The following is a 17469-nucleotide window of genomic DNA, read 5'->3' on the forward strand; positions in this document are numbered from 1 at the left end:
ACTTTAATCGGGTTTAATACCTGTTTTCATTTTATTAGGATAGATGTGAAATTAGAATCTCGGCGTTATTTATTTTGGGCTTTTCAGTTGAGTGGTTGGGGGATTTATGCGCTTTTAACTGAAATAATGATAAAGCTACCTAGTAACGAGCCTTGGCAAATTCATATTCCGCATCTGTTACTCGACACCTTATGCGGGCTTTTCATAACGCTTGGTTTAAGGAAGTGTTATTTGTTCGCAAGAACAAAATCGGCAAACATAAGTATTCCACTGCATGTTTCAGCGCTGTTGATTGCAAGTATAGTGTGGACCGCTTTTAAATGGGCTGCTTTGCAGTGGTTTTATGGCCATTGGTGGTCAGCGATGAGTTGGTTTGACTTTGGCACTTGGAGTACGGCGTCACTTACTATGTTAGCAACATGGACGGGGGCTTATTTTGGTATTACATCTTACCTTGATAACCAAGCGCAAAAACAAAAAGCTGCTGTTGCTCTTAACTTAGCAAACGAAGCACAGCTTAAAATGCTGCGTTATCAGTTAAATCCTCATTTTATGTTTAATAGCATTAATGCAATTTGTACGTTAATACTAAAAAAAGATAATATGCATGCAGTTGATATGCTTGAAAAACTATGCGATTTATTACGGTATAGCTTGTACACCGATCCGCTTGCTAAAATAACAGTGCACGAAGAAGTACAAATATTAAATACCTATCTTGATATAGAGCAATGCCGTTTTGGTAATAAGCTGAATGTAAACATTATTACCGAGTCTCACTGCGATGACTTTTTAATTCCTTCTATGCTTATTCAGCCTTTAGTTGAAAACGCTTTAAAGCATGGAATGGATCAAGCTCAAAACATAACAATAACGCTAAGAATAGAGCAAAAGAATAATACGTTGTCTATTTCTGTTTTAGATACAGGCAAAGGTTTTAACACAAATACTAATTCTCAAAGAGGAATAGGCTTAAAAAATTGTGAACAACGATTAAGCTTAATTTATCCTCAAAATAATAAATTTAAAACAGGTAACAACGAACTGGGCGGAGCGTGGGTTAATATGGCAATTCCACTTGAGCGTACACAGGAGAATATGCATGCAGCTAAAAACACTGATAGTTGATGATGAGTACAGTGCTATAGAAGGGTTGATGATAAGGCTTGAAAGCTTTCCTCAAATAGATGTTATTGGCCATGCTAATAGTGTAGATGACGCCGTAAGTATTATAAATAAAACCCAACCAAACCTTATTTTTTTAGATATAGAAATGCCTGAAAAATCAGGCTTTGAGTTAGTTAAATACTTTATTGGGAATTATTGCCCTGCTGTTATTTTTGTTACAGCTTTTCATCAGCATGCAGTGCAAGCTTTTGAAGTTAAGGCGGTAGATTATTTGCTCAAGCCGGTTAAATTGCAGCGCTTAGGTGAAGCTATTGAGCGCGCAAGTGAACGTTTAAGTAGCGTGGTTAACAAGCAGCAATTACTTGAAATGCGCGAAAGTTATTTAAACGCGCAGCAACCAAGACTCACCAACTCAACAAAAATTGAAACGTTAGTTGAGGCTAATAACTTAATTATACAAGATGGTCGAAACCCTATACAACTTGTACCTTACAACGATATTTTATGTATAGATGCAGCAGGTGATTATATGTGTGTACATACTCAACAAGAAACATTTGTGATGCGCGCTCGAATGAAAAGTCTCGAAAAAGATACACTCCCAGCTGATTTTGTACGCATACATAAATCAGCTATCGTAAATCTGAAGCATGTAAAGCGTTTAGAACCTCTGCGAAATAGTGAGTACAACGCTATTTTAAAAAATGATAAATCTATGAAAGTAAGCCGTACTTACAGCAAAGAACTAAAAAGTCGATTACTTAAAAACTCTGGTTACTTATTATCACAGAGTTTGAATTAGAAATAATGGTTTCAGTGGCAATTATATTGCTCAATTATTTTATCTTCTTCATTCTCTGGTTCAAGAATGAAACTAAACCAGTAGCAGATAGACGAAGTGATGAAAAAGCAGAACTGCACGTCCTGGTTATAAAAATGAAAGGGTTTAATGAGTAAAGCCTCGCTATAAAGGTTTTATTGGATACGTAAATAATTTAAAACTTGAATTCAAGAGTTCTAATGATTGGGAGTTAGTAATGAGTATTGATGAAAATAAAATAGATGAAGCTGCATTAGCGTTGATGTATCTCACATTACATGAGCACAATCGAGCTTGGAAGCAAGTTGATTGGGAAGTAACCAACCGGTTGTTTGAAAAAGGTTTAATCTGTAACCCTATTGGTAAAGCTAAATCTATCGTATTAACGGATGATGGGCTTAAACAATGTGAAATGTTATTTAATAAGTTATTTGTAAAAAATGAGCCCTAAAGTTTACAATTAAATTAACTTGAGCCTCTGGCAATTAATAGCGGCGGTAATAAAGTGCTTTGCACTTCTTCCCCGCGTATGAGTTTTAATAAATTTTCAACTAGCATTTGTCCTGCAACCGTCGTATTTTGCTCTATGGTCGTAAGTGGTGGGTTTACATAGCTCGCAATAGCAATGTTATCAAAGCCGACAACAGCTACGTCTTTAGGTACCTTGATATTTGCTTCTTTAAGCGCTCGTATTGCGCCAATGGCGATTAAATCGCTTGCAGCGAATAAGGCGTTAAACTTTATATTATTAGCAATAAGGGAGCGGGTGGCGTGATATCCAGATTCTTCTGTAGATATAGCGTTGGCCATCTTTCTTTCGTTTATTGTTACTTTATTAGCAAGTAGCTCATCTTTGAAGCCTTGAAAGCGTGCAAAAAATTCTGGACTATGATCTGAAGCATCACCTATAAACGCACAATCGCTACGATTATGTGCAATAAAATGGGCTGCAGCTTGCTTACCTCCACCATAGTTATCACAGCATACGGTTAGATCAGGGCGGTTATCAACCGTTGCTCCCCAACATACAAATTTAGTATTTTGTTCAAGTAGGCTTTTAAACTTTGGTTGAAAGTCGATGTAATCACCATAACCTAATAAAATGATGCCATCAGCTCTGTGGCTATCTTCGTAGTCAGCTTGCCAATCAGCACTAGCAGATTGAAATGAAACTAATAAGTCATAGCCTTCTTTAGCGCACGCGCGAGTTATGCTACCTAGCATAGCCAAAAAAATGGATTAATTTGTGAGTCATCTGAGGTTGGGTCTTCAAATAATAACAACGCGAGTGTACTACTTTGTTGCGTGCGAAGATTACTGGCATTTTTATCTACTTTGTAGTTAAGTTGTTTGGCTACATCGTGAACACGTTTGCGTGTTTCTTCATTAACCAGAGGGCTATTACGTAAAGCACGAGAAACGGTTGATTGAGACACTCCAGCATAGTGGGCAATGTCGAATGAAGTAGCTTTACCTTTCATTGTTACAACTTAATTAAAGTAATAAATAATTGTGCCATTCTCGTTTATTAATGGATTTTTTCAAGCTTTTTATGGTTAAAGGCATTTATTTATTGATTTGACCATGACACCGGTGTCATAATGAGGGCGTTTTATCATTTTGTTGTCAAAACGTATTGGCTGTCTATATTCTTATAGGCAGCATTTTTACTGTGATAGCTGCTTTAGGGTGATAGCCTAAAGTAAATAAATACCAATGGTTTACCGTTGTAGAATAATAAGCATTAATCGCTTAAACAAAAGAGATAACACCATGAGCTTACACGCTTCTACCAAATTTGATCCTATCCTAGTTGCTGATGTCGGCGGCACCAATGCTCGTTTTGCTCTAATTACAGCTTTTGACGAGGCAAAAAACCAATTTATTATAGAGCATAACAACACATTTCCCAGTGCTGATTTTGGTTCGCTTGAAAATGCATTAGAGCGTTACTTATCAACCATCTCTCATATTAAACCTAAACGCGCATGTTTAGCAGTTGCAGGCCCTATAAAAGCAGGGCAAGTGCATTTAACTAATTTAGGCTGGCATTTTAGTGTTAACGAATTTAAACAACATTTTAATTTAGAAAAATTAGATGTTATTAACGATTTTGCTGCTTTTGCGTATGCGTCGCCTTATTTAGATCCTCTGCAAAATGTGACTGTGAAATCAGGGCAAGCTGATGAAAATGCAAATATTGGTGTAATGGGGCCCGGTACTGGCTTTGGTGCTGCGTGTTTAGTAAGAACAGCTCACTCTACGTCAGTATTAAGTTCTGAAGGTGGTCATATATCGCTTGCGGCGGTTAACGAATTAGATACCGCACTAATTACAGAACTCAGAAAAGAGCATCAGCATGTATCTGTAGAAACCGTATTTTCTGGTCCAGGCATTACACATTTATACAAAGCAATGGCTGCAGTTAAAGGTGTTACTGCAAAAAACCTTGATGCGGCGCAAATTAGTAGCTTAGCTAATAGTGGTGAGTGTGAAGTGTGCGATGCAACTCTCAATCAATTTTGTGATTGGATAGGCAGCGTGGCAGGTGATTTAGCATTGGCTTATGGCGCATTAGGTGGTTTGTTTATTGGTGGTGGTATTTTGCCTCGCATGCAATCTCGCTTACTTGAAAGTCGTTTTGTTGAACGTTTTTCGCAAAAGGGTATTATGTCGCAATATACAGGGCAAATTCCCGTAACGCTTGTAACGCAAGATAACATCCCGTTAATTGGTGCCGCAGCATGTTTGCACAACAGTAAATAAGGTCGTTTCCTTGTTTGCATTTGGAAAATAGAGTGATGAAAAAAGTAACAATCAACAGCGTAGCAAGCCATGCTGGTGTTTCTAAAAAAACGGTATCACGCGTTTTAAATAACGAACCTAATGTTAGTGTGGCTACGCGTGAAAAGGTGCTTGCAGTATTCAAAGAGCTTGATTATACCCCAAACCCAATAGCACGTGGGCTTGCTCAAAATCGCAGTTTTATCATTGGTTGCCTCTACGATAACCCAAGTAAAAGTTACATTACGCGAGTGCAAACAGGTGCGCTAGCTGCTTGCCAAGAGAATAATTACAACCTTTTAATTCACCCTTGTGAATTTAGAGGTGAAGCTCTTATCAACAATATTGAGCAATTATTACAAACATCACGGTTAGATGGAATTGTTCTGACGCCACCATTTGGTGATTTTGCTGAGTTGGTTAATTTTTTAAAATCAAAAAAATTCCTTATGCCAGAGTGGCATCAGCAATATTAGAAGATGATTCAATCTCTGTGCGCAGTAATGATGAGCAAGGTGCATTTGAAGTAACAGAACATTTGATAAGCCTTGGTCATAAGTCAATTGCTTTTATCAAGGGGCATCCAGATCATAGTGCTACGCAACAACGATTTAAAGGTTACAGACGTTCGCTTGCCAGCCATGGTATAGAATTTAACGAACGCCTAGTAGAGGAGGGTAACTTTAGTTATCACTCTGGTGTGGATAGCGCGCGTAGTATTTTAGATTTGTCACCAAGGCCAACCGCTGTATTTGCTTCAAACGATTACATGGCTGCAGCAGTACTTAAATTAGCAACTCAGCGTCAATTAAGAGTGCCTGATGATATTTCAATAGCAGGGTTTGATAATGCACCGATTGCACGCCATATCTGGCCAGGATTAACAACAATTGCACAACCTGTTGAGGAAATGACTAAGCAGGCTGTTACTCAACTTATTTCTCATATAGCACAGCCTCAAGATGAACCATTTCAGGTAATTCTTGAATCTCGTTTGATCACACGTGAATCAACAGCTCAAGTTAAAAAATAGTCTAAATTCTTTTTCACAGTAGCCCGAATATGAGTGACGCATATTTGGGCTTTTTTATTTTTATAAACTTGCTAAAAAGCCGCTTATACCTAAAAATTATAATGTTCATTAATCGGTCATGTTAAAAAGTTAGTCTATTTTTATTACTCAGGGTTGACACCGGTGTCATGGTCATGCGTTAATACAGTGACACCGGTGTCAGGGTTGTTGTGAGAGGCTCCCTGGTAGCGTACCTTTGAACGGGTAAATCAAAGATGCTCAGTACAGTTATTTACGTGGAGTCTGTAATTGCTACTGAGCCTTTATCCTCTAACTAATAGAGATGAGTTAAATTATGTTGCACCCTCGTATTCAAGAAGTTACCCAGCGCGTTATCGAACGCAGTAAAAATACCCGTCAAGCCTATTTAGATCGTATTTCGCACGCAAAAAAACAAACAAGAGTTCGAGCTGGATTAGGTTGCGGTAATATTGCGCATGTTATGGCTGCATGTAGCAGTGATGACAAAGCCCGCTTAAAGGCTGATGAGCAGCCAAATCTTGCTATTATTAACTCATATAATGATATGTTATCGGCTCATGTGCCATACAAAGACTACCCAGATTTAATTAAAGACATTGCAACAAAATACGATGCTACAGCTCAAGTTGCTGGTGGCGTTCCTGCAATGTGTGATGGTGTTACGCAAGGGCGTGACGGCATGGAGCTTTCGTTATTTTCTCGTGACGTAATCGCTATGTCTACAGCAATATCGCTTTCGCACGATGTGTTTGATGGCGTTTTTTGTTTAGGCGTTTGTGACAAAATTGTTCCTGGTTTATTAATTGGTGCATTGTCGTTTGGTCATTTACCTGTGTTCTTTTTACCAGCAGGTCCAATGCAATCAGGTATTCCTAACAAAGAAAAAGCACGTATTCGTCAAAAATTTGCACAAGGTTTAGTGAGTCGCGAAGACTTACTTGAAGCTGAAAGTAAGTCTTATCACAGTGCAGGTACGTGTACGTTCTACGGTACTGCCAATTCAAACCAAATGTTAATGGAAATAATGGGTTTACACCTTCCAGGTAGTTCATTTATTAATCCTTACACTGAGCTTCGCGATGGCCTTACTGGTAATGCTGTAGAAACCATGCTTAAGCAGCTTACCGATGATAAAGAAAGTCCGTGTTTAGCCGATGTGATCAGTGAAAAAACGATTATAAACGGTTTAGTGGGCCTGCTTTCTACAGGTGGCTCTACTAACCATGCAATCCATATTGTTGCGATAGCAAAAGCTGCCGGCATTCAGGTTACGTGGAAAGATATGTCTGATTTATCAGAAGTTGTACCACTGCTTACACGTATTTATCCTAACGGCTCAGCTGATGTAAACCACTTCCAAGCAGCTGGCGGTATGGGTTTCTTAATGCGAGAGCTAGCAAGCGCTGGTTACTTACACACAGACGTTAAAACAATGCTAGGCGATGGTTTAGCACCTTACATGACAGAGCCTCGTTTAGATAAAGACGATAGCTTGATCATGAGTAACTCAACCGGCCCAACTAAAGTTAAATGGGTAGATTGCCCAGCAAACTCACACGATGAAGAAGTACTTCGCCCAGTGAGCAACCCATTTAGTAAGCAAGGTGGTCTGCAACTTCTAACGGGTAACTTAGGTAAAGCTGTTATCAAAGTGTCAGCGGTTGCTGAAGAACATCAGATTGTTACTGCTCCTGCGAAAGTATTTAGCTCACAAAGTGCTCTGCAAGATGCATACACGCGTGGCGAATTAAACCAAGACTTTATTGCTGTGCTAAAAGAGCAAGGCCCTAAAGCGAAAGGCATGCCAGAGCTACATAAGCTAACGCCAGTAATGGCAACGCTTCAAGATGAAGGCTTTAAAGTCGCCATTGTTACTGACGGCCGTATGTCGGGTGCATCAGGTAAAGTACCTGCAGCTATTCACTTAGCGCCAGAGGCTGTTGAGGGCGGTATTATAGCTAAAATTCGAGAAGGTGACTTAGTGACGCTTGATGCGCCAAACGGAATTTTGAAAGTACATGTTAGCGATGAAGAACTTGCAAAACGTGAACTAGAACTTAGCCAACCAAGTGCAACATTTGGTACGGGTCGTGAATTATTTACAGGGTTTAGAAATATCGTAAGCAGTGCCGATTTAGGGGCGAGTGCTTTTGGACTTGAATAAAAATTAGCCATACTGGGTAATGAGGAACAAGTAATGAGTATTGAAAAAATCTTAGCATCGGCACCCGTAGTGCCAGTGGTTGTAATCGAAAAATTAGAAGATGCTGCACCACTTGCTAGAGCGTTATATAACGGCGGTTTAAAAGCCTTAGAAATTACACTACGTACACCAATTGCCGCAGAAGCTGTAAAGCTAATGAAAGCGGAAGTACCAGAAGCTTATGTCGGCACTGGAACAGTTGTAGATAAAGCAAGCTTTGATCTTTCAGTAGCTGCGGGTGCTGATTTTATGGTGAGCCCAGGTATTAGCGATGAGCTGATTGCTTTAGCAAAAGAGTCAGATATACCATTTTTACCAGGCGCTGCAACGGCGAGTGAAGTTATGCAGCTTGCGTCGCATGGTTTTAAGTTTTTAAAATTCTTCCCTGCAGAAGCCGCGGGCGGAACAGCAATGCTTAAATCAATCGGTGGCCCATTACCACATATTACTTTTTGCCCAACTGGCGGCATTAGCCTAGCAACTGCACCTAATTATTTAGCGCTTAACAACGTTATTTGTGTTGGTGGTACTTGGATGCTAGATAAACAACTAATTGAAAATAAAGACTGGCAAGCAATTGAAGCGCTTGCTCGCCAAGCAAGTGAACTTAAATAGGAGTCTAAAATGATTAATGTAGCAATTAACGGTTATGGCCGTATCGGTCGCAATGTATTACGTGCACTTTACGAGTCAGCTCAAAACAACGAAATTAAAATTGTCGCAATTAACGATTTAGCACCAGCTAACGTAAATGCACATTTAACGCAGTATGACTCAGTTCATGGTATTTTTTCTAAAAAAGTAACACTTGAAAACAACACTATGCTAATTGGTGATGACGTAATTACGTTAACGCAAGAGCGTGATCCTGCAAACTTACCGTGGAAAGAGCTAAACGTAGATATCGTTTTAGAATGTACTGGTTTTTTCACTAAACGTGATGACGCTGCTAAGCACATTACTGCAGGCGCTAAAAAAGTAATCGTATCTGCTCCAGGTACTGGTTTAGATGCAACAGTAGTACATGGTGTAAACAGCGACGTAATTAATGCTGATAGCAATATCATTTCTAACGCTTCTTGTACTACTAACTGTTTAGCGCCAATTGCAAAGGCAATTAACGACACTGTAGGTATTGAACAAGGTAGCATGACAACTATTCACGCTTACACCAACGATCAAAACTTATCTGACGTTTACCACCCAGATTTATACCGTGCGCGTAGTGCAACTCAATCTATGATCCCAACTAAAACAGGTGCTGCGGCAGCTGTTGGTTTAGTATTACCAGAACTTGCTGGTAAATTAGACGGTATGTCGGTACGTGTACCTACAATCAATGTTTCTTTAGTTGATTTTACGTTTATTACTAAGCGTGATACGACTACAGAAGAAATCAATGCAATCATGAAAGAAGCATCAACGGGTTCAATGAAGAGTATTTTAGAATATAACGAGCTTCCGCTTGTTTCTATCGACTTTAACCATAACCCAGCGTCGTCTATCTTTGATGCAACGCAAACTAAAGCCAATGGCAAACTAGTTAAAGTAATGGCTTGGTACGACAACGAGTGGGGTTTCTCAAACCGCATGTTAGACCAAGTTAAAGCATTAGGTCAGTACTTATAATTGACCTTGTAAAAGTTTAGCTTTATCCAACCAAGCCACGCATTGCGTGGCTTTTTTGCGTTTGATTTATCTGTATATTTGCAATTCAAAATTAGCAGGGAACTATTTGTATTTTTTATACCCTAAATTTTGTTAATATGTGGGTGTGTAAATCAATGGAATTTCGTTGTATTTAATCAACTCAACGACGCAAGGAATAATAAAAATGATCAGAGCTTTATCGCGAAAAGTATTTCGCACAAATCATCTTCAGATAGGTGAGGGCAACATAAGTGGCTACATAGCCTGCTTTTTAGCAATACTGAGTTGCTTAGGCGTATTAGCGTTTCACTTCCCTGAATACTTAACCACACCAGAGCTGAGAAAAAGCTACAGCGTCGACTTTTTACGTCAGCTTATGTTTGCATCATTATTGGTCTCGGGCAGTCTAGGATTACTTAACTTTGCACGTAATACCAATAAGCGTTTAGGGGCTACAGCGTGGTTTTTTATTTTACTCGCTATTATGTTTGGCGGACCAAACGTTGAAGTAAACGAATTTGCTTCTGATACACCTTATATAGGGCTTGATTGGTTTATTTTAGATTTACTCGGCTCAACACTTATATTTATTGTGATTGAAAAGTTATTACCTCATCGTAAAGATCAAAAAATATTACGTAGTGAATGGCGGGGCGATTTAAACCATTTTTTTGTAAATCATTTAATTATTGGTTTTGTATTACTCGTTACTAACCACTTTGTGCATTATGGCTTTGGCTGGGCTGTATCATCTACAGTACAAGGTTATATAGAGCAATCTCCCTTTATAGTGCAGTTGTTTTTAATAATACTTGTGGCAGATTTAATGCAGTATTGGGTGCATCGTGCCTATCACGAAGTCCCTTTATTATGGCGCTTTCATGGCGTACATCACAGTGCTAAAGAAATGGATTGGTTAGCGGGCTCTCGCCAGCATATTCTTGAAATACTCGTAACGCGCAGCTTAGTGCTCACGCCTATATTTGTACTTGGTTTTTCACAGCAAATAATTAGTTTGTACGTAATAATTGTGGGTTTGCAGGCTGTGTTTAACCATGCAAATGTACGTGTGAAATTTGGCTGGCTAAAATATTTTATGGTTACACCGCAGTTTCATCATTGGCATCATGCGTCAGATAAAGCCGCGATTGACCGCAATTACGCTGCGCATTTTTCGTTTTTAGACTACGTGTTCGGTACTGCTGTTAAAGGCCAAAAAGAGTGGCCACAAGCGTATGGTGTAGTCGGGGATTACATGCCCGTAGGTATGCTTAAACAACAGGTTTACCCGTTTAAGCGCGCTAAATAAGTTCGGAAAATCCGAATAAACATAAAATAAAAGCGAGCAAGGTGTTACATTTTGCTCGCTTATATTATTAATATTAAATTTATTTTAGCTCTGCTAATAACTCAGTAAATGTAGGTCTTTGATTTAGTGTAGGTTGCATGGCACATTTTGCCATATCGGACATTTTAATAAAGAGCTCACTATGTCTATCATCGCCAGTTACCGTGCCTAATAAGTCTTCAATTAAACACCCTAATGCACGTACTTCAATTAACTCGATTTGCTTTTGTTGATAATCACTTAACATGGCTAAGTTTGTGGCTGCACCAAAATCACCAAATAATAAATCAGCATCTTTGTTTATCATGGTGTTATGCGCATACACGTCGCCGTGACTTACTTTACGAACATGTAAGTGATGTAAGGTACTTACCATTTGCTGTGCAATTTTTAAAATAGCGTGAGTTGAGTAATGGCAATCATCATTAAATGTATCACGCGTACAGGTTTCAAGGCTTGGAGGCAGGCCTAAATTAGCAAAGCTTTTATTTATTAGCTCCATTACTAAACCTAGCTGATCACTTTGTTCAATGTAGGCAAGGACTTTAATTAAATTAGCGTGATCGCCTGCTTGTAAGCAGCAATTCACTTCATCAAGCGGGTAGCCGTCGCTGGTAATTGCGCCTTTAAATAATTTAATCGCTATAGCGTTATCAGCCGATTTTGCTAAGTGAATAACGCCTGATGCACCTTGGCCAATAACATGACTAAGCGTGTAATCGTTAAGAAGTTTATTTTCTAAGCTGCATTTTGTAAGGCACTGGGCTTTATTAAAATCGTTACCTGCAAACGCAAGCCAAGCAAGTTTAGGCAGGTCAAACAGCCAGTCGTCTACGTGTGTTAAGTTATTGGCAGAGAGCCTAACAAGCTCAAGGCTTTTACACTGCGCCATGCTACTTGGCAGTTGCTTAAGTCGATTGCCTGCAAGCGCAAGCTTTTTAAGCTGGGTATAATTACCAAAATCTTCAGGCAATTCGTTTAACGTATTATCGGTGAGTATTAGCCACTCAATATTTTTTGGCAGGCTGTTTAAAGCAAATTCAGAAATTTGGTTACCTTTAAACGCGACCATAATCAAAGCAGGGCATTTAGCCAGCACAGCAGGAATATGCTTAAACTGATTAAACGATAAAAACACACGCTTCAGGTGTGTTAAACAGGCAAATTCATCAGGTAGTGTTGATAAGTTATTATTTGATAAATCGAGAACTTCAAGCGTGTCAGCTAAGCTAAAGATTTCTTCAGGAAATGTCGTTAGCTCTTCTACCAATTGCAGGCGAGTAGCACCAACAAGTTTGCCACTTTTAAGCTCTTTAAGGGAGTTCATATTAATACCATGTTCTAAAAATGAAAAAGCCAACATAGCTGTTGGCTTAAAGTCGTTCTAACTTACTAAATCGCTCTTTAGAATTGCGCGTTATGGTAAACGTTTTGTACGTCGTCGCAATCTTCTAACATGGCTAAAAAGCGTTCCATAACTTCAACGTCTTCGCCTTCAATCGGCGTTTCAATTTGTGGCACAAAGCTAATTAGGTCTTCGTCAAATTCAGTCACGCCCATTTCTTCAAGCGCTGTACGTGTATTGTTGTACTCTGTATGAGGAGCAAAAACAGTAACTTTACCGTCATCTACTTCTACGTCAGTTACATCAACATCAGCCATCATAAGAGCTTCAAGTACTGCTTCGTCGTCATCACCGTCAAATACAAAAATAGCAAGGTGATCAAATAAATGTGAAACAGAGTTTTGAGCGCCAATTTTAGCATTTGCTTTGGTAAAACAAACACGTACATCAGCAAAGGTACGCTTGTTGTTGTCTGTTAAACAGTCAACAATAATCATACTGTTACCAGGGCCGTAACCTTCGTAACGTGTTGCTGCGTAGTCTTCACCGCCGCCGCCTTTTGCTTTGTCGATTGCGCGGTCAATAACGTGTGCTGGTACTTGGTCTTTTTTAGCGCGTTCAATTAAACGACGTAATGATAAGTTACCATCTGGATCTACACCGCCGTTTTTAGCACAAATATAAATTTCTTTGCCGTACTTAGAATAAACTTTAGTTTTAGCACCCGCAGTCTTAGCCATTGAATCTTTTTTGTTTTGGTAAGCTCTTCCCATCTGCGTTTCGCCTTAATATATGTAAATAATAGAATAAAATTATAATGCGTATTCTAAAGGTAAATGCATTCAAGGGCTAGTAAGTATTAAAACAGATTAAAACGGTAACGTTTAAAGTCCATCTAAAGTGTATTTTATTAATGGGATCATCGAGGGTTCTAGACGTTGGAATTATATCTATTATGTGTAAATTTAATTCAATAAAAAAGCAACCTGTATAACAGGTTGCCTTACTAAGTAATAAAAAGTAAGTGTTACTTACCAAATACGCACACGTTCATCTTCAGGAAGGTATAACGCATCGCCTGGTTTTACATCAAACGCTTTGTACCATGCATCGTGGTTACGTGGCGCCTGTGCTCTAAAGCGACCTGGAGCATGTGTGCCACCACGAAGTTGGTTAAGCATACTTTGCTCAGTACGTTTTTCTTTCCATACTTGTGCCCACGCTAGGAAGAAACGTTGATCGCCAGTAACACCGTCAATAACAGGCGCTTCTTTACCATTTAAACTCAGCTTGTACGCGTGATAGGCCATTGATAACCCACCTACATCACCAATGTTTTCGCCAAGGCTATTTCGACCATTAACAAAATTACCTTCAATTGGCTCGTACTTACTGTACTGCGCAGCCAGTTGTTCGGCTTTTTTGTCAAATGCAGCGCGGTCAGCATCAGTCCACCAGTTACGTTGCACACCGTTTTCGTCTGATTTTGAACCTTGGTCGTCAAACCCATGACCCATTTCGTGACCAATTACAGCGCCAATGCCGCCATAGTTTACAGCCGGATCAGCATTTGGATCGAAAAAGGTGGCTGTAGTATCGCAGCCGGAAATACAATTTCATTAAACGAGCTATTGTAGTAAGCGTTTACGCGTTGTGGCGTCATGCCCCAGCGGTTACGATCTGTTTTTTGTAGCTCTTTTTCAACACTTTCTGCGTGGAAAAACTCACGCATGTTTTTCACATTACCAATCAAATCATTTTTAGTAATGCTTAAACCTTCATAAGACTGCCATACATCGGGGTAACCAATTTTTGGTACAAATGCAGCCAGTTTAGCGCGCGCATTTACTTTAGTTTCATCGCCCATCCACTCTAGGTTATCAATACGTTCACCCAGGGCTGTACGAAGGTTTTCAACCAGCTCTGACATTTGTTGTTTTGATGATTCAGGGAAGTAACGTGCTACGTATATTTTACCAATAGCAAAACCAAGCGAACTTGTGCCTGACATTTGACTTATTGCACGTTTCCAACGAGGGCGAGGCTCTTGTTGTCCGTTTAGTTCTTTACCAAAAAAAGCAAAGTTAGTATTAAATACGTCTTCTGATAGTAAACCTGCGTTACCGCTAATAGCGTGATACGTTAGGTAGTCTTTCCATACTGCAATATCTTCTTGATTGATTAGCTCAATCATCGCTTTTATAGGTTCAGGTTGAGAGACATTTAACTGAGGTACTTTATAACCTGTTTGCGCAAAATATAAATCCCAGTTAAAACCAGGATAAGCAGTGCTTAAATCGGCGCGTTCAATTTGGTTTAGCGTTAAATCGCGATTACGGCGCTTTTCACGAGGCCAATGGCCTTGTGCAATTTTGGTTTCAAGATCAACAATTGCTTGAGCGCGCTCAGCGGTATTTTCTACTCCTGCAAACTCAAGCATATCAGCAATGTGAGCAACATAAGCTGTACGGGTTTTTACAAAACGCTCAGCGTCTTCAAGGTAGTAAGAACGATCGGGTAGACCTAAACCACCAGCACCTAGTGACATTTCATATTTATTAGGGTCTAGGCGATTAAACCACATGCCGCCGCCAAAAGGGGCTTTATTACCGGTTAACCAAGACTTACCAAACATCTCAGCTAAATCGTCAGTTGACGATATATCATTAATTTCACTTAATAATGGCTTGATTGGCGCCACACCTCGTTTATTAAGTGTTTCGGTATCCATATAGGCATTGTAAAAATCAGCAACGAGTTTTTCTTCTGCGTTTAAATCTTTACGTGCGGCTATTTCTTCAATAATAGCTTTAACATCGTCTTCGCTTCGCTCAGCTAATCCTGAAAATGCACCATAGCGGGTTTTATCTGCAGGCATTACGTAGTTGTCATACCATGTGCCGCTGGCATACATAAAAAAGTCATCGCCTGGTTTAACAGCTTCGTTACGCGCTGTTAGGTCAACACCAAAATTACCTAACTCTGCTTTTTGTGTCACTGCTGCAGTGGCTACTTTAAGTTGTTGCTCTTCTGTTTTTGTTGTTTGCGGCTCTGAACAACCGGTAATAAATGTGGCAGCTAATGCTGCGGCAATTAAACTCTTTTTCATTACTTACTCCTGAGTATCACTGATTGAATTAAAGCAGCAGTGAATCATTTTTATTGTTACGAATATTTAACTTATCGATTGTTATTGATATTAATCAGACAAACAAACCTTTTGAGGTGAATTACCACAGTGCTCGATAAAACTAAGATAGAGGAAAAGAGAAAGGCTAATAGGTGCTATAAACGCTTTATTTAGCTCGAATACTTAAAAGTATCCGAGCTAAGAGGGGTTACACACTATTTATTTTTTATGCTGGAGCTCCCACATACGGGCATATTCTCCGTCGAGAGTAAGTAACTCATCGTGCTTACCTTGCTCAATAATTTGCCCGGCTTTGAGCACAATAATGGTGTCTGCATCGGTAATAGTAGAAAGGCGATGAGCAATAACAATACTCGTATGATTACTGGCAACTTCGCGCATTGCAGCAAGTATTGCTTGCTCAGAATGAGAGTCGAGTGCAGATGTTGCTTCATCAAAAATTAAAATAGGGGACTTTTTCAAAATGGCGCGCGCAATAGCAATACGCTGTTTTTCGCCGCCGGATACTTTTAAACCACGCTCGCCAACCAATGTTTTATCGCCTTTATCAAGTGTGCCTATAAAGTCTTTTAAATGCGCCATTGCAATGGCGTCGTCAATTTCAGCATCGCTTGCTGTTGGTCTACCGTAAGCGATATTTTCACGAATCGTGGTGTTAAACAACACGGTGTCTTGCGGGACTATTGCAATGGCTTTTCGTAAACTATTAAGTGTTACTGAGTTTATTACTTGATTATCAATGCTAATTTCACCGGTGCTTACATCATAAAAACGATAAAGCAGTCGCGCCAATGAGCTTTTACCTGCACCACTGGCACCAACAATGGCTACTTTGCTGCCAGCTTTAACACTAAAACTAAGGTTATTAAGAATAGGGCGATGCGCATCGTAACTAAAACTTACATTATTAAATGTTATTTCACCTTGGCTAATATTGAGCTCTTTTGCATTAAGTGCATCGGTTATTTGTGGTTTTTTGTTAAGTAGTCCAAGCATGTTTTCAAGGTCGGTTAGTGCGCGCCTTATTTCGCGGTACACAAAACCTAAAAAGTTAAGCGGTAAAAATAGCTGAATCATATACGCGTTGATCATCACAAGTTCACCAATAGAGAGAGTTCCTGCAACTACTTCGGTTGAGCCCAACCACATTAACGCGGTAATAGCACAGGCAATAATAAGTGCTTGGCCTGAGTTGAGGGCGAGCAACGACATTCTATTTTTTAAACGGGCTTTTTCCCAGTTTGCTAAAAAGGTGTCGTACGTTTTAGCTTCAAACTGTTCATTATTAAAATATTTTACAGTTTCATAGTTAAGTAGGCTGTCTATAGCGCGGGTATTACTTTGGTTGTCGGCAGCGTTTGCTTCGCGAATAAAGCGGTTTCTCCACTGAGTAACCACCACAGTAAAGGTAATATAAATAGCGACTGCCAATAATGTAATAAGCGCAAACCAAACAGAAAACAACGTGCCAAAAATAATCGCAACGGTCAGTATTTCAAATAAAGTAGGCACAATGTTAAACATTAAAAAACGCATTAAAAAGCTTAACCCGCTTGTACCGCGTTCTATATCGCGGCTAATGCCACCGGTTTGCCTATCTAAATGAAAAGCCAGCTCAAGTGAGTGCAAATGCTTAAATACTTTTAAACCAATATCACGCATGGCGTGCTCGGTTACCCGAGAAAATACAGCATCTCTTACCTCACCTAAAAATACGCTAGCAAAACGCAGTCCACCGTACATCAATAGCAATAAAGCAGGAATAACTAACAGTGGGTTAATCGACTTATCTACAGAGTCTATTATTTCTTTAAGCGCCCAAGGCATTAAAAGCGTGGCACCTTTTGCGCCTATAAGCGCGATAAGTGCAATAAAAACACGGCCTTTAAATTTTGTAAGGTAGGGCCACAGTGTTTTTACACTTTGGCGTAAATTCATGGCGTCTGGTCGTTTTTCTGTGCTTTGTCTGGGGCGCATTAGCGATCT

General features: G+C 39.5%; 11 protein-coding genes and 3 pseudogenes. 9 read left to right on the forward strand and 5 right to left on the reverse strand.

Annotated elements, in window-relative coordinates; all coding sequences use genetic code 11:
- Nucleotides 1-45: 45 nt before the first annotated feature.
- The 3 genes from P4S71_RS16880 (at nucleotide 46) to P4S71_RS16890 (ending at nucleotide 2399) form a co-directional block, all read left to right on the forward strand.
- The gene (locus tag P4S71_RS16880; RefSeq protein ID WP_007375367.1) at nucleotides 46-1128 is read left to right on the forward strand and encodes a sensor histidine kinase; all 1083 of its coding nucleotides are present in this window, start codon (nucleotides 46-48) and stop codon (nucleotides 1126-1128) included.
- Entirely contained in the window at nucleotides 1103-1930 is an 828-nt protein-coding gene (locus P4S71_RS16885; protein WP_096792971.1) for a LytR/AlgR family response regulator transcription factor, read from the forward strand. The genes P4S71_RS16880 and P4S71_RS16885 overlap by 26 nt, the downstream gene beginning before the upstream one ends.
- A 235-nt stretch (nucleotides 1931-2165) precedes the next feature.
- Nucleotides 2166-2399 carry a DUF6429 family protein gene (locus P4S71_RS16890; protein WP_337151081.1) on the forward strand — a complete coding sequence of 78 codons (234 nt, stop codon included), beginning with the start codon at nucleotides 2166-2168 and terminating at the stop codon, nucleotides 2397-2399.
- Between the two features lie 14 nt (nucleotides 2400-2413).
- On the opposite strand, the pseudogene P4S71_RS16895 reads toward P4S71_RS16890, so the two are convergent.
- Nucleotides 2414-3429, reverse strand: a pseudogene (locus P4S71_RS16895) (LacI family DNA-binding transcriptional regulator).
- 292 nt (nucleotides 3430-3721) lie between these two features.
- Between P4S71_RS16895 and glk the strand changes: the two are divergent.
- The 6 genes and pseudogenes from glk to P4S71_RS16925 all read left to right on the forward strand — a co-directional run bounded on the left by glk (nucleotide 3722) and on the right by P4S71_RS16925 (nucleotide 10948).
- Nucleotides 3722-4714: a glucokinase gene (gene glk / locus P4S71_RS16900; protein WP_007375363.1), complete on the forward strand. Its 993-nt coding sequence runs from the start codon at nucleotides 3722-3724 to the stop codon at nucleotides 4712-4714.
- Nucleotides 4715-4749: 35 nt separating this feature from the next.
- A pseudogene (locus tag P4S71_RS16905) lies at nucleotides 4750-5765 on the forward strand (LacI family DNA-binding transcriptional regulator).
- A gap of 334 nt (nucleotides 5766-6099) precedes the next feature.
- Entirely contained in the window at nucleotides 6100-7950 is a 1851-nt protein-coding gene (gene edd, locus P4S71_RS16910; RefSeq protein WP_337120281.1) for a phosphogluconate dehydratase, read from the forward strand.
- Nucleotides 7951-7983: 33 nt separating this feature from the next.
- Nucleotides 7984-8604: a bifunctional 4-hydroxy-2-oxoglutarate aldolase/2-dehydro-3-deoxy-phosphogluconate aldolase gene (gene eda, locus P4S71_RS16915; protein WP_337151082.1), complete on the forward strand. Its 621-nt coding sequence runs from the start codon at nucleotides 7984-7986 to the stop codon at nucleotides 8602-8604.
- A 9-nt stretch (nucleotides 8605-8613) separates the two neighbouring features.
- Nucleotides 8614-9618, forward strand: a complete 1005-nt coding sequence (gene gap, locus P4S71_RS16920; protein ID WP_007375359.1) for a type I glyceraldehyde-3-phosphate dehydrogenase — start codon at nucleotides 8614-8616, stop codon at nucleotides 9616-9618.
- A gap of 205 nt (nucleotides 9619-9823) precedes the next feature.
- Entirely contained in the window at nucleotides 9824-10948 is a 1125-nt protein-coding gene (locus P4S71_RS16925) for a sterol desaturase family protein (RefSeq protein ID WP_337151083.1), read from the forward strand.
- A 79-nt stretch (nucleotides 10949-11027) separates the two neighbouring features.
- Here P4S71_RS16925 and P4S71_RS16930 read toward each other — a convergent pair whose 3' ends face one another.
- The 4 genes and pseudogenes from P4S71_RS16930 to P4S71_RS16945 all read right to left on the reverse strand — a co-directional run bounded on the left by P4S71_RS16930 (nucleotide 11028) and on the right by P4S71_RS16945 (nucleotide 17460).
- Complete coding sequence (locus P4S71_RS16930) at nucleotides 11028-12350, reverse strand: leucine-rich repeat-containing protein kinase family protein (protein ID WP_337151084.1); 1323 nt, start codon at nucleotides 12348-12350, stop codon at nucleotides 11028-11030.
- A gap of 41 nt (nucleotides 12351-12391) precedes the next feature.
- Nucleotides 12392-13105, reverse strand: coding sequence for a YebC/PmpR family DNA-binding transcriptional regulator (locus tag P4S71_RS16935; protein ID WP_008134050.1), 714 nt, complete (start codon nucleotides 13103-13105; stop codon nucleotides 12392-12394).
- Nucleotides 13106-13363: 258 nt separating this feature from the next.
- A pseudogene (locus tag P4S71_RS16940) lies at nucleotides 13364-15441 on the reverse strand (M13 family metallopeptidase).
- A 240-nt stretch (nucleotides 15442-15681) separates the two neighbouring features.
- On the reverse strand, nucleotides 15682-17460 hold the full coding sequence (locus tag P4S71_RS16945; RefSeq protein ID WP_096792980.1) for an ABCB family ABC transporter ATP-binding protein/permease: 1779 nt from the start codon (nucleotides 17458-17460) through the stop codon (nucleotides 15682-15684).
- Between the last annotated feature and the right edge of the window lie 9 nt (nucleotides 17461-17469).

Source organism: Pseudoalteromonas sp. B62 (assembly GCF_037162565.1).
Taxonomy (GTDB): Bacteria; Pseudomonadota; Gammaproteobacteria; order Enterobacterales; family Alteromonadaceae; genus Pseudoalteromonas; species Pseudoalteromonas fuliginea.

Bases quoted from the DNA above. Each gene is read 5' to 3' on its own strand.
- P4S71_RS16885 (WP_096792971.1), top strand. From the start codon at position 1,103: ATGCAGCTAAAAACACTGATAGTTGATGATGAGTACAGTGCTATAGAA.
- P4S71_RS16890 (WP_337151081.1), top strand. From the start codon at position 2,166: ATGAGTATTGATGAAAATAAAATAGATGAAGCTGCATTAGCGTTGATG.
- glk (WP_007375363.1), top strand. From the start codon at position 3,722: ATGAGCTTACACGCTTCTACCAAATTTGATCCTATCCTAGTTGCTGAT.
- edd (WP_337120281.1), top strand. From the start codon at position 6,100: ATGTTGCACCCTCGTATTCAAGAAGTTACCCAGCGCGTTATCGAACGC.
- eda (WP_337151082.1), top strand. From the start codon at position 7,984: ATGAGTATTGAAAAAATCTTAGCATCGGCACCCGTAGTGCCAGTGGTT.
- gap (WP_007375359.1), top strand. From the start codon at position 8,614: ATGATTAATGTAGCAATTAACGGTTATGGCCGTATCGGTCGCAATGTA.
- P4S71_RS16925 (WP_337151083.1), top strand. From the start codon at position 9,824: ATGATCAGAGCTTTATCGCGAAAAGTATTTCGCACAAATCATCTTCAG.
- P4S71_RS16930 (WP_337151084.1), bottom strand. From the start codon at position 12,350: ATGTTGGCTTTTTCATTTTTAGAACATGGTATTAATATGAACTCCCTT.
- P4S71_RS16935 (WP_008134050.1), bottom strand. From the start codon at position 13,105: ATGGGAAGAGCTTACCAAAACAAAAAAGATTCAATGGCTAAGACTGCG.
- P4S71_RS16945 (WP_096792980.1), bottom strand. From the start codon at position 17,460: ATGCGCCCCAGACAAAGCACAGAAAAACGACCAGACGCCATGAATTTA.